Annotated in this window: 22 protein-coding genes, 1 other RNA gene and 1 other annotated feature; of the genes, 6 read left to right on the top strand and 17 right to left on the bottom strand. The window is 42.8% G+C overall.

Going from position 1 to position 24,040, the window contains the following annotated elements; all coding sequences use genetic code 11:
- Positions 1 to 494: 494 nt before the first annotated feature.
- Entirely contained in the window at positions 495 to 725 is a 231-nt protein-coding gene (locus AC1DVK_RS22160) for a hypothetical protein (protein ID WP_477627389.1), read from the bottom strand.
- A 661-nt stretch (positions 726 to 1,386) separates the two neighbouring features.
- Between AC1DVK_RS22160 and AC1DVK_RS22165 the strand changes: the two genes are divergently transcribed.
- The 3 genes from AC1DVK_RS22165 to AC1DVK_RS22175 all read left to right on the top strand — a co-directional run bounded on the left by AC1DVK_RS22165 (position 1,387) and on the right by AC1DVK_RS22175 (position 3,308).
- Positions 1,387 to 2,562, top strand: coding sequence for an MFS transporter (locus tag AC1DVK_RS22165; protein ID WP_477627390.1), 1,176 nt, complete (start codon positions 1,387 to 1,389; stop codon positions 2,560 to 2,562).
- 148 nt (positions 2,563 to 2,710) lie between these two features.
- A complete protein-coding gene (locus AC1DVK_RS22170; protein ID WP_477627391.1) occupies positions 2,711 to 2,881 on the top strand; it encodes a hypothetical protein in 171 nt (56 codons plus the stop codon).
- Between the two features lie 235 nt (positions 2,882 to 3,116).
- The gene (locus tag AC1DVK_RS22175) at positions 3,117 to 3,308 is read left to right on the top strand and encodes a hypothetical protein (RefSeq protein ID WP_061464205.1); all 192 of its coding nucleotides are present in this window, start codon (positions 3,117 to 3,119) and stop codon (positions 3,306 to 3,308) included.
- 152 nt (positions 3,309 to 3,460) lie between these two features.
- Here AC1DVK_RS22175 and AC1DVK_RS22180 read toward each other — a convergent pair whose 3' ends face one another.
- The 10 genes from AC1DVK_RS22180 to AC1DVK_RS22225 all read right to left on the bottom strand — a co-directional run bounded on the left by AC1DVK_RS22180 (position 3,461) and on the right by AC1DVK_RS22225 (position 15,570).
- Positions 3,461 to 5,344 carry a S8 family peptidase gene (locus tag AC1DVK_RS22180; protein WP_477627392.1) on the bottom strand — a complete coding sequence of 628 codons (1,884 nt, stop codon included), beginning with the start codon at positions 5,342 to 5,344 and terminating at the stop codon, positions 3,461 to 3,463.
- Positions 5,345 to 5,997: 653 nt separating this feature from the next.
- Positions 5,998 to 6,705, bottom strand: a complete 708-nt coding sequence (locus AC1DVK_RS22185) for an ABC transporter ATP-binding protein (protein ID WP_477627393.1) — start codon at positions 6,703 to 6,705, stop codon at positions 5,998 to 6,000.
- The gene (locus AC1DVK_RS22190) at positions 6,705 to 7,484 is read right to left on the bottom strand and encodes an ABC transporter ATP-binding protein (protein WP_089361626.1); all 780 of its coding nucleotides are present in this window, start codon (positions 7,482 to 7,484) and stop codon (positions 6,705 to 6,707) included. Before AC1DVK_RS22190 ends, AC1DVK_RS22185 begins: the two co-directional genes overlap by 1 nt.
- Positions 7,459 to 8,421 (bottom strand): branched-chain amino acid ABC transporter permease, encoded by a 963-nt coding sequence (locus AC1DVK_RS22195; RefSeq protein WP_125162139.1) that lies wholly within the window; start codon positions 8,419 to 8,421, stop codon positions 7,459 to 7,461. The genes AC1DVK_RS22190 and AC1DVK_RS22195 overlap by 26 nt, the downstream gene beginning before the upstream one ends.
- Before the next feature lie 13 nt (positions 8,422 to 8,434).
- On the bottom strand, positions 8,435 to 9,313 hold the full coding sequence (locus AC1DVK_RS22200; RefSeq protein ID WP_477627394.1) for a branched-chain amino acid ABC transporter permease: 879 nt from the start codon (positions 9,311 to 9,313) through the stop codon (positions 8,435 to 8,437).
- Positions 9,314 to 9,479: 166 nt separating this feature from the next.
- Positions 9,480 to 10,658, bottom strand: coding sequence for an ABC transporter substrate-binding protein (locus AC1DVK_RS22205; RefSeq protein ID WP_410861906.1), 1,179 nt, complete (start codon positions 10,656 to 10,658; stop codon positions 9,480 to 9,482).
- 521 nt (positions 10,659 to 11,179) lie between these two features.
- Complete coding sequence (locus AC1DVK_RS22210; protein WP_477627395.1) at positions 11,180 to 12,097, bottom strand: branched-chain amino acid ABC transporter permease; 918 nt, start codon at positions 12,095 to 12,097, stop codon at positions 11,180 to 11,182.
- 75 nt (positions 12,098 to 12,172) lie between these two features.
- Positions 12,173 to 13,360 (bottom strand): ABC transporter substrate-binding protein, encoded by a 1,188-nt coding sequence (locus AC1DVK_RS22215; RefSeq protein WP_089361632.1) that lies wholly within the window; start codon positions 13,358 to 13,360, stop codon positions 12,173 to 12,175.
- Between the two features lie 188 nt (positions 13,361 to 13,548).
- Positions 13,549 to 14,310, bottom strand: a complete 762-nt coding sequence (locus AC1DVK_RS22220; RefSeq protein WP_125160028.1) for a tRNA threonylcarbamoyladenosine dehydratase — start codon at positions 14,308 to 14,310, stop codon at positions 13,549 to 13,551.
- A gap of 111 nt (positions 14,311 to 14,421) precedes the next feature.
- Positions 14,422 to 15,570, bottom strand: a complete 1,149-nt coding sequence (locus tag AC1DVK_RS22225; RefSeq protein ID WP_477627396.1) for a M20 family metallopeptidase — start codon at positions 15,568 to 15,570, stop codon at positions 14,422 to 14,424.
- Positions 15,571 to 15,660: 90 nt separating this feature from the next.
- Here AC1DVK_RS22225 and AC1DVK_RS22230 point away from each other — a divergent pair, with 90 nt between their 5' ends.
- Positions 15,661 to 16,026 carry a hypothetical protein gene (locus tag AC1DVK_RS22230; protein ID WP_477627397.1) on the top strand — a complete coding sequence of 122 codons (366 nt, stop codon included), beginning with the start codon at positions 15,661 to 15,663 and terminating at the stop codon, positions 16,024 to 16,026.
- Here AC1DVK_RS22230 and AC1DVK_RS22235 read toward each other — a convergent pair.
- Positions 15,935 to 16,906 carry an NERD domain-containing protein gene (locus tag AC1DVK_RS22235; protein ID WP_477627398.1) on the bottom strand — a complete coding sequence of 324 codons (972 nt, stop codon included), beginning with the start codon at positions 16,904 to 16,906 and terminating at the stop codon, positions 15,935 to 15,937. The two genes, AC1DVK_RS22230 and AC1DVK_RS22235, sit on opposite strands and share 92 nt — an antisense overlap.
- A gap of 250 nt (positions 16,907 to 17,156) precedes the next feature.
- Between AC1DVK_RS22235 and AC1DVK_RS22240 the strand changes: the two genes are divergently transcribed.
- Entirely contained in the window at positions 17,157 to 17,672 is a 516-nt protein-coding gene (locus tag AC1DVK_RS22240; RefSeq protein WP_477627399.1) for a hypothetical protein, read from the top strand.
- A 17-nt stretch (positions 17,673 to 17,689) separates the two neighbouring features.
- Here the strand turns inward: AC1DVK_RS22240 and ssrS are convergent.
- From ssrS to AC1DVK_RS22260, 4 genes are all read right to left on the bottom strand, one after another.
- Positions 17,690 to 17,875: non-coding RNA, 6S RNA (gene ssrS / locus AC1DVK_RS22245), on the bottom strand.
- Between the two features lie 86 nt (positions 17,876 to 17,961).
- Positions 17,962 to 19,731: an aspartate--tRNA ligase gene (aspS, locus tag AC1DVK_RS22250; RefSeq protein WP_477627400.1), complete on the bottom strand. Its 1,770-nt coding sequence runs from the start codon at positions 19,729 to 19,731 to the stop codon at positions 17,962 to 17,964.
- Between the two features lie 12 nt (positions 19,732 to 19,743).
- Positions 19,744 to 21,015 (bottom strand): histidine--tRNA ligase, encoded by a 1,272-nt coding sequence (hisS, locus tag AC1DVK_RS22255; RefSeq protein ID WP_061464216.1) that lies wholly within the window; start codon positions 21,013 to 21,015, stop codon positions 19,744 to 19,746.
- 96 nt (positions 21,016 to 21,111) lie between these two features.
- Positions 21,112 to 21,352 (bottom strand) — a binding site (T-box leader).
- 79 nt (positions 21,353 to 21,431) lie between these two features.
- A complete protein-coding gene (locus AC1DVK_RS22260) occupies positions 21,432 to 21,605 on the bottom strand; it encodes a hypothetical protein (protein WP_176431781.1) in 174 nt (57 codons plus the stop codon).
- A gap of 128 nt (positions 21,606 to 21,733) precedes the next feature.
- Here AC1DVK_RS22260 and AC1DVK_RS22265 point away from each other — a divergent pair, with 128 nt between their 5' ends.
- Complete coding sequence (locus AC1DVK_RS22265) at positions 21,734 to 23,506, top strand: SH3 domain-containing protein (RefSeq protein WP_477627401.1); 1,773 nt, start codon at positions 21,734 to 21,736, stop codon at positions 23,504 to 23,506.
- A gap of 82 nt (positions 23,507 to 23,588) precedes the next feature.
- Here the strand turns inward: AC1DVK_RS22265 and dtd are convergent, their stop codons facing one another.
- Positions 23,589 to 24,032: a D-aminoacyl-tRNA deacylase gene (gene dtd / locus AC1DVK_RS22270; protein ID WP_061464218.1), complete on the bottom strand. Its 444-nt coding sequence runs from the start codon at positions 24,030 to 24,032 to the stop codon at positions 23,589 to 23,591.
- Positions 24,033 to 24,040: the final 8 nt, after the last annotated feature.

The raw sequence follows: 24,040 nt of genomic DNA on the forward strand, positions 1-24,040 counted from the left end.
AGATAGAGTTGATACACTGACGTGTCCCAAGTGTTCTAAGAAAGTAGCAGTATGCATTGGAGAATGGAAGAAATAATAACGAACGAAACGAATGATATATCACAACGCAGGAAAGTAAGAGTCGCGATTATGGCGGCTTTTTTTCATATTTGCTTAATATCGGATGGTATTTGCGGAAAAAGGCGTAGCGATATATGGAAACATGGGAGTGGGTTGCATTTATGAAATTGACTTTACCGGCCTTTTGTTATTTCGCCATCATAACAGTTTACTCCCCTTTTGTTTTCATAGCGCAGTGCTCCCATTTTACCAATAACGGCAGAGCCTGTTCCGCTTTTCCATTAACTTTTGTTGTGTTGTATCGCCTTTATTTACTGCCGGTTTCAAAGATGCTGTTTTATCATCTACATCATTCGACTTTGAACAAAATCTCATTAAGATTATTTATGCTCAAAAAAAATCCAGCATTCCTGCTGGATACTCCAAAGTACAAATCACTTAACCAAATTCAATACTTCTAGATGTTTACCATCTGAATTATAGTTAAAAGTGACCGTCTTATCATCATGAATGTGATAGCTTAAACCAAAAAATTCCCCGTCATCTGGAAATCTTTGTATAAATTCATCGAGTTGTTCGGAATTTAGTTTAACAACCATAGGTTTCTTCCTGCTATTTTGAGAATCTTCTACCGTCTCCATTAAAGTCTCTGTAAGTCTACCCATAATTAACTCCTTTAATCTCTCATTTCCCCATTGATAATAAACCTTATAAATGGTAAATAAAAGGTCCTTAATTAAAATTTCACACTAATGATATGAACTCTTAACAACTATCCCAAATACCCTACAATTTCACCATAATTATCAAGTTGATTAATTAATTCCCATTAGAACTTCACGGTAAAGATAGGCTTTTACAACTACGTTTGTATTATGCAAAGTTAACTACACTTTACAGTAGGGTTCGACAGAGGCAGGAACATGATCAAATGGCATAAGAAATTCAGACCATTATTGGCAATGGACTTAGTAATAGCTAACTTTTTGTCACCTCTTAGCACCTTCATATAAATTAGGTAAGATATAGAGCTAATATCCATAACCTAAAAAAACATTTCCTCCTCGTAAGTCTATCCTCTTATTTATTTACATAAATATAACATTTTTATTAATATTTACAAATAAAATTTTGTATTTTCTGAATATAAAGTGACCTCCATCCTAATTTTTTGTTTCTATTATGATTTTACAGACTATCTATTAGTCAATATTACTTAGATATAATTTGATCACTTATTTTCTATTTCTATTCTTTATAGATTGTTTTCTATAACTCTAGTAAAATGAGAATGATAATTACTATCAATTAAGGAGAATAACTATTATGGGTGTACCCTTGTTAAAAGAAGAACTTCCGGTTGCCAATAAAATCTGGACACGTGATTTTGTGATGATTTTCATTGCTAACTTCTTTGTTTTTTTATCCTTTCAAATGACTTCCCCTACCCTTCCGCTTTTTGTAAAAGAGCTTGGCGGCAATGAACGGTATATTGGGTTAGTTGCTGGCATGTTTTTATTTTCCGCTCTGATTGTCCGCCCCTTTGCCGGACAGGACCTGGAAACAAAAGGTAGACGTTTTGTTTTCCTGTTCGGTCTAGCCTTTTTGGCTGTAGCGATAGGCTCGTTTGGATTTATGATGAGTATTTTCCTTCTATGTGCAATGAGGATTGTCCAAGGGATTGGCTGGGGATATACGACTACCGCATCAGGTACGATTGCCTCCGATCTTATTCCAGCAAAGCGTCGAGGTGAGGGAATGGGATACTTCACTTTATCGGGGAATTTGGCGATGGCTTTTGGTCCGTCATTTGGACTTTTCTTAGCGGATGTTTTAACCTTTCAGCATTTGTTTTTATTTTGCGGGGCATTAAGCCTGGCAGCTTGGATCATGGCTTCAACAATTACCTATAAAAATGTAGATCATCCTTCTGTCCCCGCTAAAACTAATAGGTTTGACATTTATGAAAAAAGCGCTGTTGCTCCGTCCGTTCTTGTTTTTTTCATTACGGTATCTTTTGGCGGGATTGCTACCTTCTTACCGCTTTATACGATCGAAAAAGGTCTGACAGGTATTCAAGGATACTTTTTTCTTTACGCTTTAGCTCTTATTTTCACACGAATGTTCGCTGGAAAAATCTTTGATCAAAAAGGACATCAAGCTGTCTTCATTCCATCTGCTCTTTTTATCGTAGCGGCGATGCTATTGCTAGCATGGATGCCAAGTAACATGATTCTGTATATGGCAGCTATTTTTTATGGCATTGGATTCGGGGCTGTCCAACCGGCTCTTCAAGCGTGGTCTCTTGAACACGCTGCCCGAAATCGAAAGGGCATGGCCAATGCCACTTTCTATTCCTTCTTTGATCTTGGAATCGGTTGCGGTGCCATCCTCTTCGGCCAAATCGGCTATCTATTTGGGTATATTAGCATTTACATAATGGCAGCAGTCTCTGTGGGGATTTCAATATTGGCTTACCTATGGATTTTGAGAAAAAAATAATTATATCCGGATTATAATATCCCACAGGTTTCCCAAAGCCCATAAACATTAAATTATGCAGTAGACAAACTTCCTGATAGTTTATAAAGGAAAGTTAGGCCGTTCCATTTGAGCGGCTTTTTTGATTTGGCTCTTTTCGTAAAGATTGTTGTTTTTAAAACGAAACTATTTAAGGTTGATTGGAGCGGAAGTGCGAGACTCCTGCGGGAGCAGCGGGACAGGTGAGACCCCACAGGCGTTTACGCCGAGGAGGCCACCGCCCGCACCAAGGAAAGCGAGCATCTGGAGGGGAAATCAACCACAACTCACTACCTGGTAAATAGCAACAAAGTATGTGAAAACAGCCTTTGATTTAAAGGGAGAGTTGGAACAAAACTTTACGGCAACGAACAATTTTATCTCAACCTAATAAAATAACCTTGAATCTATCGAGGCGATTTTTTAATTCAATGTAAAGTATGTAATGGTTTTATTTGATTTAAGTAATGATATTGTATTTCATGTAGGTTTCGCCTTTTTTTGTTGTATGATTAAAAAAAAAAGGAGTTTTGGGAATGCTTATTCTGCAGTATATTGGAAAACTTTTTTCATTCATGCAAAAGGATATACCAGAAACTCATGTTAAATGCCATGTTTGTGCAGGTACGGGGGCCTACGATATTTACACAGATTGTCTTACCTGTAATGCAAAAGGATTAATAAGTAAAATTGAATATAATAGGAGGCTTGAAGAAGGTGAAATTTAAAGTATTTCGTGTAGGACGATATTGCAAAGTAGATGAAACAACAGATGAGCAAAGAAGCAATATTCGCTATTGCTTCTTTTTTTTGACCCAAAACAAGAGTGATACAAGTACAGCCCCCAGTACTTATTATGGGGGCTGTTCCTATTTTCATATCACTTTTTAACCGTGACTTTCCTTGATTCGCTTACGTTTTTCGCTTTGTCTTTGGCATAGGTATATAGGTTTTTCCCTGCTTTTTGCTTGGGGATTTTAACCGAGAAAGTGCCTTTATTCGTTGCTGTGGCAGAGCCGATCACTTTTCCTGATGCTTTGATGGAGACAGTGGAGTTGGCTTCTGCTTTGCCTGTTACTTTTGTCGTTTTTGTCGTGACCGTGTTGACCGTAGGTTTACTTGGTGCTGTTTTGTCTGCGACGGTCACTGTATTGGCTGAGCTTGTATTTCCTGCTTTATCGGTTGCTGTAACCGATAGGACTTTTCCTGCTTTTTGTTTCTTTGATATCGTTACGGTGAAATTCCCGGCGCTATTGGAATTTGCTTTGCCAAGGACCGTACTGCCATTTTTGACAGTGACTGCAGATCCCGCTTCCGCTTTTCCCGCTACTTTAACGGTATTGTCTCCTACCGTATTTACTGACGGTTTTAAGGGAGCCGTTTTATCGGCCACTTTAAATGAAACGGGTATACTTTTATTTCCCGATTTATCGATGACCCTTGTAGAGACGGTCGTGCCGGCTGTTTGTTTTTCGATGGACGCTGTAAACGACTTTTCGCCGTTGATCTTCACTGTGGCGAGTTGTTTTTTATCGGTATAAATGGAGACGGTCCCCGTTTTGAAATCAGTTGGGATTTTCCCATTCATCTTGGTGTCCCTATCGGAAATCTCGGTCACGGCCGGTTTGGTCAGCGTCTTCATTTCCAGCGCTTTTTTGGCATTGAGCCGCCCGTTTCCATAGTAGATGTCTTTCCCTTTTGCACCGAGGTCCACGGCTGAATCATATAGGCGGTATTCGACCTCCGATTTGTTGAGCTTGGGCTCATACGACCAAATCAGTGCCGCTACACCCGTCACCATCGGCGTGGCCATCGATGTTCCGCTCATCCAGCCGTATTTACCATCCGGTAAGGTTGAAAGGATATCATCTCCAGGGGCTGCAATATCCACTGTTGAATGGTAGTTGGAATAACTGGCACGCTTGTCCCTTGAGTCAGTGGCGGCAACGGAAATGACATGGCTGTATGCAGCTGGATACACACGCTGTACATTTTTGCCCATATCACCTTCATTCCCGGCAGCTGCGACGATCAGGACGCCTTTTTTATAGGCTTCTTGGACGGCCTTGTTCAACGCCTCCGAATAACTGGTGTCTCCCAGGCTCATATTGATGATGTTAGCCTTGTGCTGTACGGCAAAATGAATGGCGTCAATGATATCGGCCGTATTGGCATATTCGCCATCAAAAACGTTGATCGGCATGAGTTTTACGTTAGGAGCAACACCCGCTCCGCCAATGCCGTTGTTTGCAGAACCTGCAATGATGCCAGCGATATGCGTTCCATGCTCCCCTTTTGGTACGATATTCTTCCGATTGCGTACCGTATCATAGGCATTGACGATTTTCCCTTTTAAATCAGCGTGGTTACGATCGATCCCATCGTCAATAATGGCTACGATCATTTCCTTTGAGCCCATGGTTTTTGTCCATGCTGCATTCGTTCCGAGCGTTTTATGATGCCACTGGTCTTTATAGGCAGGGTCGTTCGGACTGTTCATCTTCTTGAAAAGATAGTTTGGCTCTGCATATTCCACATTCTTCTGTTCTTCAAGTTCCTCGATAACGTTGTCGGTCGTTTCCCCTTTAGGGACCTCGACCTTTTCTATCAAGTCGTTGATCGGTTCATCATTCGTCTCTTTATATTTGACGATGACACCATCGGATTGCGGGATTTCTTCTGCAGATGCAGCATCCGGCTGGCAGATTGGCAGAATCATAAATAGCAGTAGAACCGGCAGTAAGGCCTGAATAAGTTTGTGCATGAAATCACTCCAAAAAATATGATTAAGAATAGCTATGGATGAGGTTTTGACATGAACCCATTCTACTATTATCCCTATCTAGATTGTATACCGAGTGATTTGGTTTTACTAACCTTTTTATCTAGTAAAATTACATATTTTCCAATAGGAAAAAACCGCTATAAGCGGTTTCAGTTTGTCGACAAAAGTGGTTCTATCTAATTTTAAAACAAAGCGGTTGACTATAGACAAACTTGATAATAATTGATTACTTTAAAATTTGTACTTTGATTTCCACTCCAGGCACTCGCTTTCCGCGCAGGAGTCTCGTACCTTCCGTTCCAATCAACTCATTCAAATATAAACACTTTTGTCTAAAAAAGGGGGCCGAAGTATCTCACCCCGAATCCTTTTATAAAAGAAGACTTGTTTATCCTTCATGTTTTTTACTTTTTATATGGATGAAACACTAGATTGAAGAAATTTGCGACACTCCTGCGAATTACTGGCTAGCCGGGACCCCAAAGCCGCTTACTTTGATAAGGCTTTGCAGACAATCGGCGGAAAGAGAGCGGATTTCTGAAATCAACTGGCACTTTTTTGAAATAAAAAAACTGCAGGCAAACTCGCTTTTCTTCGAGTTTGTCTGCAGTTTGAATCCGCTATAAAGCGGTTTAATGTCCTCCTAAATAGGCATTCTTGATTTCTTCGCTTGCGGTCAATTCCTCTGATTTGCCTGATAGGACAATTCGGCCGGTTTCGACAACATAGGCTCTGTCCGCGATGGATAGGGCAAGGTTGGCATTTTGTTCAACCAGCAGAATCGTTGTACCTGTTTTATTGATTTCTTCGATGATATGAAAGATTTGCTTCACCAATAATGGGGCGAGTCCCATGGATGGCTCGTCCAACAACAAAAGCCGGGGCTTGGCCATGAGTGCCCTGCCCATTGCGAGCATTTGCTGTTCACCGCCGGAAAGGGTTCCGGATTGCTGTTTCAGGCGCTCAAGCAAACGCGGGAATAATTCATAGACTTTCTCCATGTCCTGCTTGATGCCTGCCTTATCTTTGCGTAAATAGGCACCAAGCTGAAGGTTCTCTTCAACGGTCATATTAGCAAATACACGTCGGCCTTCAGGTACATGGGAGATGCCCATTTTCACGATGGATTGTGCGGCCTTTCCGCCGATGGATTGCCCTTCATACATGATTTTCCCCTGTTTTGGTTTTAACAGTCCGGAAATGGTTTTCAGCATCGTGCTTTTCCCCGCTCCGTTTGCCCCGATCAGGGTAACGATTTCACCTTCATTAATAGAAAGCGAGATTCCTTTCAAGGCTTGAATGTTTCCATAATAGACGTTAATGCCCTCGATTTTTAACATTATGAAACCTCCTCGCCCAGATAGGCCTCGATGACTTTTGGATTGTTACGGATTTCCTCTGGCTTGCCTTGAGCGATCAGCTGTCCGTGATCGAGTACATATATGCGTTCGCAAACACCCATGACGAGCGGCATATCATGTTCAATCAATAATACGGTCAAATCAAATTTCTCACGGATGAGGGCAATCAGGTTCATGAGCTCGTGCGTCTCCTGAGGGTTCATTCCCGCTGCCGGTTCGTCCAGCAAAAGCAGTTTCGGGTTGGCAGCAAGTGCACGGGCAATTTCCAAACGTCTTTGTTTGCCATATGGCAGGTTCTTAGCCTTTTCATCCTTATATTGATCAAGGTTGAAAATCTTCAGGAACTCAATCGCCTTTTCATCCATTTCCTTTTCGCCTTTAAAATGGATTGGCATCCGGAAGATCGAGCTTAAAATGTTATGCTTCGAAAGGGAATGATAGGCCACCTTTACATTATCGATCACGGATAGTTCACTGAATAAGCGAATGTTCTGGAATGTCCGGCTGATGCCTTTTTGTGTGATTTTATATGGAGGCTTTTTTCTCAAGTCCTCCCCTTTTAAAGAAATCGTTCCCTCCGTCGGGACGTATACCCCTGTCAGTAAGTTAAAAAAAGTCGTTTTCCCTGCTCCGTTCGGTCCAATCAAGCCAACCAATTCCCCAGGGTACAGCTCGACGTTAACATCAGAAACGGCTTTTAGCCCCCCGAACTGGATGCCGACCGAATCGACTTTAAGCAGCGGTGTTTTTATTTTCATGGCTGCTGCCTCCTTTACGTTTGAACATGGATGTTATTTCTTTTGTCCCCATTAAACCTTGTGGACGATAGATCATCATGACGATTAGCACAAGGCTATAAATGATCATTCGCGTTTCAGGATAATCTTGAAGGAATGTCGTGACCACAGTCAGTAAGATGGCCGCCAATACGGCTCCTGAAAGACTTCCAAGGCCGCCAAGTACGACTAAGATCAAGATATCGAATGACTTCAGGAATCCGAAGTTGGATGGCTGGATGATGTAGAAGTTATGAGCGTAAAGCCCTCCAGCAATTCCGGCGAAAAAGGCACCGATCGCAAACGCGACAACTTTGTAATAGGTCGTATTGATCCCCATCGAATCGGCAGCCGTCTCGTCCTCACGGATCGATATGCAGGCTCTGCCATGTGTCGAACTTGTGAAGTTCCTGATGACGATGATCGTAACGATAACGGAAGCGAATACCCAAGGCCAAGTGGTCAAATGGGATACCTGCATCCCGCTTGCCCCGCCAACATAATCGATATTCAAAAGCACGATCCGGACGATTTCCCCAAAACCGAGGGTGGCAATCGCCAAGTAGTCACCTTTTAAACGTAAGCTTGGGATTCCGATGATCAATCCTGCCAGCGCTGCCGCCAAACCGCCCACTATCAATGCTGCAACAAAAGGCATGTCAAGCTTCATGGTCATAACGGCTGAAGCATAGGCTCCGACTGCCAGGAATCCGGCATGTCCGATGGAAAACTGCCCTGTTATCCCGATGATCAAGTGAAGGCTCGCTGCCAGAATGATATTGATCCCGATGAACATGAGCGTATTTTGATAAAAAGGATTTAGCGATCCGCCGCCGATTAACACTTGAACTACGGCGAAAAAGATCAATGATAGTAAAATCGAGAGCCAAAAACCTTTTGCCCGCTTAAATGTAGTCATTGCTTTGTCTCCCCTATACTTTTTCTTTTTTGTTTTTACCGAATAAGCCTTGTGGCATGAAAATCAAGATAAGAATCAGTACGACGAAGGCTACCGCATCACGCCATAATGAGTAACCGGCGGCACTGACCAAAGCCTCGATGACACCAAGTAATAAGCCTCCGACCATGGCGCCCGGTATAATCCCGATCCCTCCAAGTACGGCGGCGACAAATGCCTTCAACCCCGGAAGCACACCCATTAGCGGTTCGATCTTAATATAATAAATGCCGAAAATGACGCCTGCTGCCCCAGCTAAAGCGGAGCCGATTGCAAAGGTGGCAGAAATCGTGTTATTAACATTGATCCCCATCAGCTTGGCTGCATCCGCATCGAATGAAACGGCACGCATGGCTTTTCCTATTTTTGTTTTATGAACGATGATTTGAAGAATGATCATCAGGACTACAGCCACTCCAAAAATCAAAACCGATTGACTATTGATGGAAACTCCAAAGATATTGAACYTGTCCGTCGGCAATACATCATTCGGGTAAGCTTCCGGCTGTGCACCACGGACGTAGATGAATCCGTATTCGATCAAAAGGGAGACCCCGATGGCCGTGATAAGTGCTGCAATACGCGTAGCGTTTCGTAATGGCTTGTATGCGATACGCTCGATTATCACTCCAAAGAGCGCACAGATCGTCATCGAGATTAATAGAGCTGGCACAAATGAAAGATCCAGAACCGTTATCGAGTAAAATCCAACGAATGAGCCGACCATGAAGACATCACCATGTGCAAAGTTTATCAATTTAACAATCCCGTAAACCATCGTATAACCGAGAGCGATAAGGGCATAAATACTTCCTAGTGAAACTCCGTTTATTAACTGCTGTATCAATTCCATGTTCGACTCTCCTTGAAAAATCTAATTTTATAATGTGATTAGTCCAGAATCTTTGCATTCCGCCAAGGGGAAGTTCAGTGACCTGGTATACCTGAAAAATGAGAATTCGCCAGCACCTTCTCTTATGACGAAGGGCCGGCGAAAGGGTTGGAGTTATTCTCCGAAATTAAGGATTGATTTTTGTGTTAAATACTTGTTTTCCCTCTTTAAATTCAAGGATTGTAGCGGATTTGATCGGATTATGTTTTTCATCCAATGTAAAAGTACCCGTTACAAGCTCAAGGTCTTTCGTTTTTTCCAGCGCTTCTTTAATTTTTTCTGAATCGGCTGAACCGGCACGTTTGATCGCATCGGCAAGGAAGTATCCTGTGTCATATCCTAGAGCGTTAAATGCATCCGGGGATTTATCTTTGTACTTCGCTTTAAATGCTGACACAAATTTCTGAATTTTCTCATCAGGGTCACCTGAAGAATAATGGTTCGTTATGAACGTGTGATTAAGCGCTTTTGCACCGGCAATTTCAACTAGCTTAGGAGAGTCCCAGCCGTCTCCGCCCATGAATGGGACGTCAAGTCCAGTTTCACGCGCCTGCTTCACGATCAGACCAGCTTCCTCATAGTAACCAGGCAGGAAGATGAAATCAGGTTTTGCCGATTTCAAACGAGTCAATGTGGAACGGAAATCCGTATCCTTCGCAATGTAAGCTTCCTGGGCTACGATCTTTCCGCCATTTTTTTCGAATTGTTCTTTAAAGGCTGCAGCTAATCCTTTTGAATAATCACTTGCGCTGTCAATATAGATGGCCGCACTTTTCGCTTTGATTTCTTTAGTGGCAAAATTCGCAGCAACCGTTCCTTGGAAAGGATCGATGAAGCTTGTCCTGAAAATGTAATCATTCAATTTATCCTTGCTGAAAGTGATTTCAGGGCTTGTACCAGAAGGTGAGATGACCGGCACTTTATTATCTTGTGCAATCTGCACTTGTGCAATCGAGTTCGTGCTTGTCGCTGCACCCACGATCGCTGCAACCTTATCTTGTGATGTCAGCTTGATTGCGCCGCTAGTCGCTTCGGACGCTTCAGATTTATTATCGACTTTTATTAGTTTGATTTTTTTTCCGTCAATGCCTTCTTTATTGATTTCTGCAGTCGCAAGTTCCAGGCCTTCCGAAATTGATTGACCATATGAGGCTACACCGCCTGATAATTCAAGGTTGACACCGATCTTGATCGTATCACCGTCCCCGCTTGTTTTATCTGATGAACCGGAGCCGGAACAACCCGCTAGAACTCCTGCAGCAAGTGTTAGAGAAAGGAATGCCCCTGCTAATTTTTTCTTCTTCAAAATAATCCCCCCATTTTGTAATCATAGCTCTGATGCATGAATATTTATTCAAGATGCCCCAGAAAAAATTGATTAGATTAAATCTTCTAAATTAAATTAATATTTCGAAAAATAGTTTACCGCATAATTTTCATTCCGTCTATACAATAATTATGAGAATATTTCGCCAAATAGTATATTTTTCACAGGGAGCACAACACCATTTTTATCTTTATATATTTTAAATATTGCGAAAACAATGGATATATTCAGAAAAAACTGATAATTTAATTATATTGAAATTGTAAAATCCTCATTTATTGCTCAAAAAAATTTATTCATTCTCTCATTTTACCCTTCCTATTAATTACATTTTTACCAAAATACAAGTATACTGATAGGGAATTAAACCCAGTTTTCTCGCTCCTCTTTAGTCTTAATTCCTATATCAAAATTGAATAATACTATTTTGAATGCATAAAATCATGCATGAATCTCCTGTCCATTTTAAGCTACCTTGTATATTTCCCATCTCCCAAGCTTCATTTCCCCACAAAAAAAACGCCCAACGGCGGTTTGAATTCTTTAAAGTAATCGTTGTTTTTACCGAATAGACCCTGCGGCAAGAAAATCAAAATCAAGATAAGAACGATGAAAGCCACACCATCGCGCCATAAAGAGTAACCGGCGGCACTGACCAAGGCCTCGATGACTCCAAGCAGCAATCCGCCTACCATCGCTCCCGGAATGATGCCGATACCGCCCAGTACTGCGGCCACAAACGCTTTAAGGCCAGGAAGGACGCCCATCAACGGCTCGATTTTAATATAGTAGATTCCCAAAATGACACCGGCCGCCCCTGCCAAAGCCGAGCCTATGGCGAAGGTAGCTGAAATCGTATGATTCACATTGATTCCCATAAGCTTAGCCGTTTCGGAATCGAATGAAACGGCACGCATCGCTTTGCCGATTTTGGTTTTATGGACAACGAATTGTAGGATGATCATTAAAATGATGGATACAGATAAGATCAATATCGATTGACTGCTGATGGAAACGCCGAATATATCGAGTTTATCCATCGGAAGGACATTATTTGGATAGGCTTCCGGCTGGGCGCCCCGGATGTAAATCAGCCCATTTTCTATCAGAAGGGAAACACCGATGGCAGTTATCAATGCCGCAATCCGTGTTGCATTACGAAGGGGTTTATAAGCGATCCTTTCAATTAAAACGCCAAAGATGGCACAAGTGACCATCGAAATCAATAAAGCCGGGATGAAGGATAAGTCCATAACGGTTATGGCGTAAAACCCTACAAATGAACCAACCATGAATACGTCGCCATGGGCGAAGTTTATCAGCTTGACGATCCCATATACCATCGTATAGCCAAGCGCAATCAATGCATAAATGCTGCCGAGTGAAATGCCATTTACCAATTGCTGAATCAGTTCCATATTCCACTCTCCCCGATAAGGCGTTATTTAAGTGAATATAGAATAGGGGGTGCTGCCCCCTATCCACATAAGGTATTATGGATTGATTTTTGTCTTGAATGTTTGTTTGCCATCTACATATTCCAGAATGGTCGCCGATTTGATCGGATCATGATTTTCATCAAGGTTCAGCGTTCCGGAAACTAATTTAAGATCTTTGACTTCTTCCAACGCTTGTCTGATTTTTTTGGGAGAGGCATCTCCAGACCTTTTGATGGCATCTGCCAAGTAGTACCCAGTATCATAGCCAAGTGCGGCAAAAGCATCCGGTGTTTTATTGTATTCCTTTTTGAAGGCGGCAACGAAATCCTGAATTTTTGGATCTTCATCTTCTGGGGAATAGTGATTCGTAATATAGGTATTTTTTAACGCCTCAGCTCCGGCAATTTCAACGACCTTCGGGGAATCCCAGCCGTCTCCGCCCATGAACGGAAGGTCCATCCCGTCCTCACGGGCCTGCTTTAAGATCAATCCGACTTCTTCATAATAACCAGGAAGGAAAACGAACTCTGGTTTTGCGGATTTGATCCTTGTCAATGTAGAGCGGAAATCAGTATCTTTTGTAACATAAGCTTCTTCTGCAACGATTTTACCGCCCTTGGCAGTGAACGCTTCTTTAAAAGCTGCGGCCAACCCTTTAGAATAATCACTTGCGCTGTCCACATAGATCGCAGCCGTCTTCGCCCCTATTTCGTCGGATGCGAAATTGGCTGCAACCGTACCTTGGAATGGATCGATAAAGCAAGTTCTGAACACATAATCATTCAGCTTTCCAGCTTTATTGGTGATGTCGGGATTTGTTGCAGTTGGTGTAAGTAGAGGAACTTTATTATCCTGTGCGACCTGAACCTGTGCCAATGTATTTGTGCTTGTCGCTGATCCGACTACAGCAACAACCTTGTCCTGACTGACTAACTTAATCGAACCGCTTGTAGCTTCTGCTGCATCTGATTTATTATCAACCTTAACGATTTCCAGTTTCTTACCGTCGATGCCCTCTTTATTAATTTCATCGATGGCCAGTTTCAAACCATCTGCGGCCGATTGGCCGAATGATGCCGTACCTCCGGACAATTCAAGGTTGGCCCCAATTTTGATTGTGTCACCCGATTTGGATGAACTCCCGCCTGAACTGCTGGTTTTCACGTCGCCACCACAGCCTGCGAGCGCCCCTGCAACCAATGAAAGTGATAGAAACACTCCTGCCAGCTTTTTATTCTTCATTTGAAACCCCCTTGTTTTGTATGTTCTTTTAAACAAAAATGATATCCGAATAAAAAGAATATTCTGAAAATATTTTATCTCATTCTTTCGACCCCGTCTATAAGATATGGATAAAAAAGTTATTATAAGGAAATATATGCTTTTTCGACAAAAAAAACTGACCCCGTATAGAGTCAGTCAACTTATTATCAATCATTTACACGGCGAACTTCAATGTCTTTTAAAATATCATTGATTACCCAGCTTGCCGCAATTAAGCCCGCTACAGATGGTACGAAAGCATTCGAAGATGGCGGCATTTGGGCTTTACGGATTTTCGCCTCATCATTGCCGACTTCTTTCCGGACATCCTCACGAATGACAATCGGGCTTTCGTCCGAGAAGACGACGGGAATTCCCTTTGTGATGCCTTCTTTACGCAATCTAGTACGAATGACCTTTGCAAGCGGATCTGTATGCGTTTTGGAGATATCGGCAATTTGGAAACGCGTAGGATCCATTTTATTAGCGGCCCCCATGCTTGAAATCACCTTGATATTCCGTTTCAGGCATTCCTTCATCACATGCATCTTATAAATGACCGTATCGGATGCATCAATGACATAATCCAGGCCATAACTGAAGAATTCCTCAAACGTTTCTTCTGTATAGAACATTTTAAGAGCGATCACTTCGCAGTCGGGATTGATGTCTTGAATGCGATTTTTCATCAATTCCGCTTTCGGTTGACCGACTGTTGATAATAATGCATGAATCTGCCTGTTTACATTAGTTATGTCGACATCGTCCTTATCCACAAGAATAATACGGCCGACACCCGTGCGTGCCAATGCTTCAGCTGAAAAAGAACCTACGCCTCCCACACCCAGGACAGCAACGGTCGTGTTTTTCAGTATATCGATGCCTTCCTTGCCAATTGCTAATTCATTTCGTGAAAACTGATGCAGCATATATATTCAACTCCAATAAATTCTGTTCTTATTTAGCTTCCCATTTAACAATATATCATAAACATCATTTATGACAAGCGAAATATAAGCAGTCTAATCGGAATTAATGTACTAGGTCATTTTTGATAATTTTTGAAGGATGGTAGCCAGCAGGAGAGTCCGTTCTGTCAGGCTGGGAATATCCAAATACTCCTCATCACTATGTGCATCCCCTCCAATGGGCCCGAGTCCATCCACTGTCGCTATACCCAATTCAGAAGTAAAAGAAGCATCCGATCCTCCACCAGTGGCCATATCCGTGATTTGGATGCCAATTTCCTTCCCAGACTGACGGATTGTCTCTAAAAGCAAGTTCGTTTYCTCGTTCTTTTCCATGGGAGACCGGTCCATTTTCCCGCTTAATACCGTTTTCGTCCCTGGAATATAGGTTTCCGCGCAGATTTTTTTCAATTGTTTGAGGATGATGCCTTCTTGCTTTTTTTCAGAGATCCGCACATCCACATAAGCGGCTGCATGGGAAGCGATGGTATTGACAGCAGAACCTCCTTCAATCATGCCGACATTAACGCTGATTCCTTTCTTTGGATCATTCAATTGGTGTAAGGCGATGATCTTATGAGCCAACTCTTCAATTGCACTTCGACCCTTTTCCGGTTCAATCCCTGCATGGGCGGCCACCCCCACTACATCCACCTTAAATTGTCCGCAGCCCCTTCTTTCCGTGACCAGTGAACCATCCGCCCTTGCTGGTTCAAGAATTAACGCGAACTTCTTATCAGCCGCCTTTTCCGATATAAGTGAAGCGGACGACGGAGACCCGATCTCTTCATCACTATTGAGAATGATTTGGACATGCTTATAGCCTGTCTGCCCCGATTGTTTCAAACAAAGGATCGCATAAAAAAGCAAAACCAAACTAGCCTTCATATCAGCAACACCAGGACCGTAAGCCCGATTTCCCTTCACTATAAAAGGACGTTTTTGGGCTGTCCCTTCAGGAAAAACCGTATCCATATGTGCGACGACAACAATATGCGGCTGATGCGCGTCACGATGCTGGATGACCAGCTGATTGCCATAATTCTGCTGCTCGACCGTATCCACAATAAAATCCAAGCTTTCAAATTTCGTTTTTAAAATCGAACCAATTTCATCAATGCCCTTTTTCGTATGAGAACCACTATCTATATTCACTAGCTGCTCCACTAATTGAAGCATTTCCTTCCTCTTTGCATTCAATAAATCCTTCAAAGCTCTCACTACTTTCTATCCTTGGCTAATTATTATTTCAATCTTACTATAATTTACGAATCTATATTGCGGAATGTTACTTAAATGGGGATATTTAAGTTGTATTCGAGAATAATGGAGACTTACTCGAGAGAAATTGGGTTTGGTCATGAGTTTGGGCACTTTACTCGTGGATTTAGGGCGTTTACTCGTGAATTTGGGCGCTTTACTCGTGAGTTTAGGCACCTTACTCGTGGATTTAGGGCGTTTACTCGTGAGTTTGGGCACTTTACTCGTGAGTTTGGGCGCTTTACTCGTGAGTTTAGGGCGTTTACTCGTGAGTTTAGGCACTTTACTCGTGAGTTTGGGCACTTTACTCGTGAGTTTGGGCACTTTACTCGTGAATTAATCCATCAAGTCTATATACTCTATTTTTATATTGTCCCAAATAGGGCAATTCAAGAGCAGATAGCATTCGTTGCATGATATCAATTGAATCTATTTGTAATAAGAGCCGTGCTTGTTGATTCGTAATTTTGGGCTCTATGAGGAGGGCATAATCACGAAGAGTTTGAATGTGGGCATCTTTGGAGGCGTAAGAACATTGACCACATGACCATTTGCCCCAGTGATATTGCATATGAAGAGCTGAACAATCAGGGCATTGAACGCTATTTAGCAGATCTTTCACATCAATTTGATACCATTCGAGTATATCCGGATCATATGGGGCATTTTTTTGCAGCAATGTGTTCGATAGTTTATTGCTCTGCCTTTGGGTCAACTGCGCAGAAGGATACTTTTCTTCAATGGTATGAATCTTGGAAATCAGAGTTTCTTTTCCCGTGATTTTTTTGAAAATGGGGGTAAAACCTGGGGTAGTCCTTATGATGGTATTCGAGTTTGCATTGGCAATGAGCGTTTCAATCGGTAGCGAGGGAAAGTTATGAAGAGTGAGCCAATCCATTAAGCAGGATTTTTGCACATCCACTTGAATTAATGGATCCAGATAAGCTTGTTCCTGCCCATCTTTTGTCCGAATCAATTGAGGATAAGAACGATCAAAATAGAGCATTCCCGCAAAGTTTTTCACTTCGATGATGATACAGTAATTCCGGGTGATAATAAGGAAATCCATTTGAAAATAACGGCTCCCATCGTGACTTAGCCTCAAATCATGTAATACTCGATATTCTTTTGGAAGATCCTTCAACTCATTTCCAATACTCCGCTCCCCGTTAAACCCTGTTCGAATTTTCCGGAAATCGTTCCTTATCTGTTCCTGTTTCGGATGGTTTGATGTTAGCCTCCTGCTTAATGCCTCCAGTTTGAGCATTTTCATAGGCTTTTCACACGGTTTTAGCATTCATTCGTCAACTCCTTCTTTTTTAGCTTCTTTATTAAAACCCTTTTTTCCTGCTGGGAAACTAAAAATCAGCATTTTACTCTGAGTTTGCTCTGTTTAATTCGTCAGATTTGTTCCTAAACTCATGTATTTTTTTTATTCGGTCGAGAATTCACCCTTTTTACTGTAAAATCATGCTCTTTACTCGTAATTTCACTCCATTACTCGTGAGTTCACCACATTTACTCGTGAATTCACACCTTTTACTCGTGTGTTTGCGCCATTTACTCGTGAATTCACCCCTTTTACTCGTGTGTTTGCGCCATTTACTCGTAAGTTTGCACCATTTACTCGTGAATTCATGCCATTACTCGTGAATTCACCCCTTTTACTCGTGAATTCATGCCCTTTACTCGTGAGTTTGCACCTTTTACTCGTGAGTTTGCACCATTTACTCGTGAGTTCACCACATTTACTCGTGAATTCACACCTTTTACTCGTGAATTCACCCATTACTCGTGAGTTCACACCATTTACTCGTGAATTCACCCCTTTTACTCGTGAATTCACCCCTTTTACTCGTGAATTCACCCCTTTTACTCGTGAATTCACCCCTTTTACTCGTGAATTCACCCCTTTTACTCGTGAATTCACACCTTTTACTCGTGAGTTTGCACCATTTACTCGTGAATTCATGCCATTTACTCGTGAGTTCACACCATTTACTTGTAAGTTACCATTCTTCACTTTTTTAACGCACAAAAAAACCCATGTTTATTTAACATGAGTTGCTTTGTAAGTTGTAAGAGTCCCAATTGTGCCGTTTACGCCTTTGTTTTGAACCCGCTCTCCGCAGGTGGGTGCTCGGTTCCTCGCGTTTGTAAGTCCTCTTCGAGGGAGGCATTTACGCGGCCAGGAAACTAGTGCTCCCGGTAACTATAAGTGTTCGGTCAAAACTTATAGGTTAAAGAACGAACACATCAGGACCCTTACTTGTTGAAAACATCATATCATAATGCTTAACTCTGTTTCAAGAGAAACCATCTAGGTATTTTTTCATATTTTTGCCAGATTGATTATTTTTTTAGTGCAGCAAGCCTTAGGCTAAGTTCGGCCAATTGCTTGTCACTTACAGCACTTGGTGCGTCAACGAGCAGGTCGCTTGCGCTTGCTGTTTTCGGGAACGCGATGGTGTCGCGAAGGTTCGTGCGGCCAGCAAGCAGCATGACCATACGGTCCAATCCAAGGGCGATTCCGCCGTGTGGTGGCGTTCCGTATTCGAATGCATCCATTAGGAAGCCGAATTGTGCGTTTGCTTCTTCTTCCGAGAATCCAAGGACTTTGAACATTTTTTCCTGAACGTCGCGTTCGTAAATACGCAGTGATCCGCCGCCAAGTTCGTAGCCGTTCAAGACAAGGTCATATGCTTGTGCACGGACGTTTGCTGGGTCTGATTCCAGTTTGTCCATGTCTTCACGGAATGGCATTGTGAATGGATGGTGTGCTGCATAGTAGCGTCCTTCTTCTTCGTCATATTCAAATAATGGCCAGTCCGTCACCCATAGGAAGTTGAATTTGCTTTGATCAATCAAGCCTCTTTCTTTACCAAGCTTGTTGCGAAGTGCTCCAAGTGCATCAGCGACTACGCCTTTCTTATCTGCAACGAATAAGATTAGATCGCCCACTTCAGCTTCCAATACGGATACTAATTGCTGTTGATCTTCCGCGAAGAATTTAGCGATCGGTCCTTTTACTCCGTCTTCTTCAACTTTCAGCCATGCAAGGCCTTTTGCACCATAAATCGCTGCAAATTCAGCCAATCCATCAATATCTTTACGGGAATAATCTGCATTTCCGTCCTTAACGACGATCGCTTTAACTTGTCCGCCGTTTGCAATAGCTCCAGTGAATACTTTGAAATCACTGTCTTTGACGATTTCAGAGACATCTTTAAGTTCCATTCCGAAACGTGTATCCGGTTTGTCGGAACCGTAACGGCCCATCGCTTCAAAGTATGTCATTCTAGGGAATGGCAGTGTTACGTCAAGCCCTTTAACTTCTTTCATCACTTTAGCCATCATGTTTTCTGCGGTGTTAATGATATCTTCTTGGCTCATGAAGCTTGTTTCAATATCGATTTGCGTGAATTCTGGCTGTCTGTCGGCGCGTAAATCTTCATCACGGAAACAGCGGGCAATTTGATAATAACGTTCGAAACCGGATACCATCAATAGCTGCTTGAAGATTTGCGGTGACTGCGGAAGTGCATAGAACTCACCTTCGTGTACGCGGCTAGGCACTAAATAATCACGTGCTCCTTCAGGTGTGCTTTTCGTTAAGATAGGTGTTTCGATATCCAGGAAGCCTTCACCGTCCAAGTAATCACGGATTGCTTTTGTTGTTTGGTTACGCATTTTCAACGTTTCGAACATCGCTGGACGGCGCAAGTCCAAATAACGGTATTTCAAGCGGATATCTTCAGAAACATCCGTTCTTTCATCAATGACGAACGGAGGGGTTTTCGCTTCATTTAAAATTGTAACGTTTTCGGCTTGAACTTCGACCGTACCTGTTGTTACATTCGGGTTGAAGTTGGCTTCCTCACGTTTGATGACTGTCCCTTGGATATCAAGGACATATTCATTACGGATCTTTTCAGCTGTGGCCAAGGCTTCTGCCGAAATGTCCGGATTGAAAACGACTTGGACGACTCCGCTTCTGTCACGCAGGTCGATAAAGATGACCCCGCCCAAATCCCGACGTTTTTGTACCCATCCTTTTAATGTTACTTTTTCACCAATAGCTGCTTCTGTCACTTCACCATTGAAGTATGTTCTGCCAAACATGGTATTTCCCCCTTAAGCCTGTAGCTTTTTGAATTGTTCAACGAATGTGGCAAGATCCATTTGGACTTGTTCACCGGTTTCCATGAACTTCACGTTGATTTTATTATTTGCCAATTCCTCTTCACCGAGTGTCGCCACATATCTCGCTTCGAGACGGTCGGCTGATTTGAATTGAGCTTTCACTTTACGGTCTTGATAGTCTTTTTCGACAGTAAAACCGGCATTCCGCAATTGATGGGCAAGTTTGACGTTATAATCCTTGGCCGCTTCACCTAGGGAAACAAGATAGCAGTCAATACCCTTTTTGATCGGAAGCTCGATGTTTTCTGCTTGCAGTGCTGCAATCAGGCGTTCAATGCTAAGCGCAAAGCCGATTCCGGGTGTTTCCGGTCCGCCAAGTTCTTCAGCAAGCCCGTTATATCGGCCGCCTCCGCAAAGTGTTGTAATGGCGCCAAAGCCCTCTGCATCACTCATGATTTCAAAAGCAGTATGATTATAGTAATCCAAGCCCCGCACTAGCGTCGGATCCTCGACGAATTCAATTTCCAAGTCCGTAAGATGCTGTTTAACCTTTTCGAAATAAATACGGGATTCATCATTTAAATATTCAATGATGGATGGCGCCGTGTTCATCAATTCGTGATCGTGATCTTTTTTGCAATCCAGGATACGCAATGGGTTTTTTTCCAGACGATTTTGACAATCACGGCAAAACTCGCCAATACGAGGTTCGAAATGTTTGATTAATGCATTCCGATGCGCTGTCCGGCTTTCCTTATCACCAAGGCTGTTGATCACAAGTTTCAGCTTTTTCAATCCAAGTTCTTTGTACAGGTTCATCGCAAGTGACAAAACCTCTGCATCGATTCCGGGATCCTTACTTCCTAAGGCTTCGATGCCGAATTGAACGAACTGACGGAAGCGGCCTGCTTGTGGACGTTCGTAACGGAACATCGGCCCGATATAATAAAGCTTGACCGGCTGATTGGCCCACCCGAACATTTTGTTCTCGATATAAGACCGTACAACTGATGCGGTGCCTTCCGGACGAAGGGTTAAATTCCTTTCACCGCGATCTTGAAATGAATACATCTCTTTTTGTACGATATCGGTTGTATCCCCTACACCACGTAAAAATAATTCCGTGTGCTCAAAAATCGGTGTGCGGATTTCTTTATATTGGTAACGGTGACAAATCTCACGCGCTGTCTTTTCGATATACTGCCAAATTTCCGTTTGTCCAGGCAATAAATCCTGGGTACCTCTAGGAATCTGAATAGACATATTGTTTCCTCCTTAAAAGCAAGGCGCCCTTTCTGATACGGCGCTATACTGATTTTTTCCAAACAAAAAACTCCCGTCCCTTGTAACTTATCCGTTACAAGGGACGAGAGTTTGGATATCCCGTGGTGCCACCCTAGTTGAAGCACAAAAAATAAATGCCCCCGCTCAAAAACAGTTAACGCCTGTTTTACGTCCATCTCCTATTAAGAAAAAATCCGTTCAGAGTGAAGCCTACGGAGGGTTCTTTCATTAAGTCATCATGTGGAATGCTTTCAGCCTCGGCATTTCCTCTCTTTCCATGTGTTTCTTAATTACTCTTCTCCATCATTGGTTATTGCAGTAATAAGTCTGATATTTTATAATCATACGGACGTTAACTTCAAATGTCAAGGCAGGCTTCAGTATTTTGTCGCGTTTTATTGGTTAAAATGTTTTTTCAAATTTTTGATCGTCCTGACATTGACTCCGTATTCGGATGCCAATTCAACAAGGTTTGAGCTTTGTTCCTTCTGGATGAAATCGTGAAAATCGACACCTAATACTTGATTGCCCCCGCTTAAGCTCGTTTGATTTTTTTCGCTGAATTTCATGTGGTTCCCTCCTAGTGTTATATAAGCTTTATTCTTTCCTAAAAAAAATGTTTTTTGCACAGGGAAAGAGGAAAATTTTTGTTGAACGAGAATACATACATATAGACGTTAAAAGGGAGAGACAACTTATGAAGAAGAAATCGGGTTTATTCGGCCTGATCCTAATGCTGATTATGGCAGCCATTTTCCCCATCGATCACGCTTTTGGAAAAGATGAAGGGGAAATTATCGTGACGTCCAAAGTGGTCAATGTCCGTGAAGGCGCGGGTCTCAGTTTCCCTATCGTAAAAAAACTGGCAAAAGGGGAATCCTATCCAATCCTGAAGGAAGATGGCGACTGGATCGAAATCCGGATGGGCATCGGTAAAACTGGCTGGGTCGCCAATTGGCTAGTGGAAAGAACGTCGGATTCGGACACCAACCTGGTCAAAAAGGAATCCGGACAAGGAATGATCTCAGGCAGCTCCGTCCGCGTCCGTACAGGTCCCGGTACAACATTTCAAACGGTTGGCTCCTTGAATAAAGGAACAGCTGTCGACATCATTGAAAAGAATGAAAATTGGATAAAAGTCAAAACAACGGCTCTTGAAGGCTGGGTCTCTTCTGATTACCTTAAGCTTACCGCCGCTTCCGGGGATGCAGCGAAGAAAGGCTCATCCAAGGAAAAAGAAGCAAGGAACCAATCCGCAAAAACAGGTGTCACTTTGGTGGACCGGCTCAATGTCCGTTCGGAGCCATCGAGAAGCAGCGCAACGCTAGGAAAGCTGAATAAAAATACGGCAGTGACCGTTTATCGCATTGAAAATGAGTGGGCCGAAATTGATTTCCATGGAGTCCGCGGCTGGGTAGCTGAACCTTACATACAAATAAGCCAAGATAAAGGTGATTCGAAAATCAATACGGCAGGAGCCACTGCAAGGGTAACCGCTACGGGTTTAAATGTGCGGAAAGGTGCATCTCTAAACAGCAAGGTCATCGGTTCGGTGAACAAGGATGAGACTTACGCCGTCTTACAAACAAAGGGAAAAATGACGCAGATCCAGCTTTCCGGTTCAAAAAAGGGCTGGGTCGTGAGTTGGTACTTGGAAAAAGAGAATGTTGAACAAACGCCAAAGGAAGAGAGGATTGAGGCAAAGGGAAACAAGATTACCATCATTCATGATGGAACGATTTTTAGAAGTGAGCCTGATGGCAACTCGGAAATCGTAAAGCAGGTCAATGAAGGTGAAACATTCTCCGCAACAGGCATGGAAGGCGATTGGTATTCGATTAAACTAAATAACGGGAAAACCGCTTATGTTGCGGGATGGATCGTGACGGTCGAAGGGAATTCCGAGCAGATCCAACGCCCTGGGGTTGAAAAATATTTAAAGGATAAAACAATCGTTATCGATCCCGGCCATGGCGGAAGGGATAGCGGTACAGTAGGGGTCGGTGGCACTCTAGAGAAAAACCTGACGATCCGGACGGCCGAGTTGCTGCGTGACAAACTTCAGGCTGCAGGGGCCAAAGTGATATTGACCAGAAGCGGCAATACCTATGTTCCGCTCCCTTCCCGGGTCGGCACTTCACATATCCATAACGCGGATGCTTTCATCAGCCTCCATTATGATAGCACCAAGGACCAGATCACCAGCGGGATAACAACATACTACTATCATGGCTATCAACGTTCATTGGCCACTACACTGGCCAATTCACTCGGTTCAACCATGCAGGTGCCAAACCGCGGATCACGATACGGGGATTTTCATGTTATCAGGGAAAACAAACGGGTAGCTACACTTATTGAACTAGGTTATTTAAGTAATCCAGTGGAAGAATTGACGTTATCATCGAATGAGTATCAAGAAAAAATCACATCCGCCATTTATAATGGATTGGCGCGATATTTCAAATAAAGAAAAGCCAGCTTCCCATCGAAGCTGGCTTTTCTTTTCGTCCGTACTGATTGACTAAAAACAAAAAACCTGCCGCAGCAGGTTATTTTTTGCTTTCCAGTATTAATGTAACGGGACCATCATTAGTAAGCTGAACGTCCATCATGGCACCGAATTGACCTGTTTCCGTATGGACGCCTTTATTCCGGAGTTCCTCGTTAAATGCTTCATATATTTGATTCGCCTCTTCAGGACGGGCGGCGTCCATGAAGTTCGGTCGACGGCCTTTACGGCAATCGCCATATAGGGTGAATTGCGAAACTGATAAAATCGAACCTCCCACATCCAATAGTGAGTGGTTCATCTTTTCATTTTCATCTTCAAATATTCTGAGATTGACAATCTTATCGGCCAAATATGCGGCGTCATCGATGGTATCCCCATGGGTGACACCAACCAACAGAACGAGCCCGCTGTCGATTTGACCGATTATTTGGTCTGCGACAACGACTTTGGCGGCTTTGGAACGTTGTAAAACAACACGCATGGTAATAA

The sequence above is a fragment of the Peribacillus sp. P4_B1 genome (genome assembly GCF_056402395.1).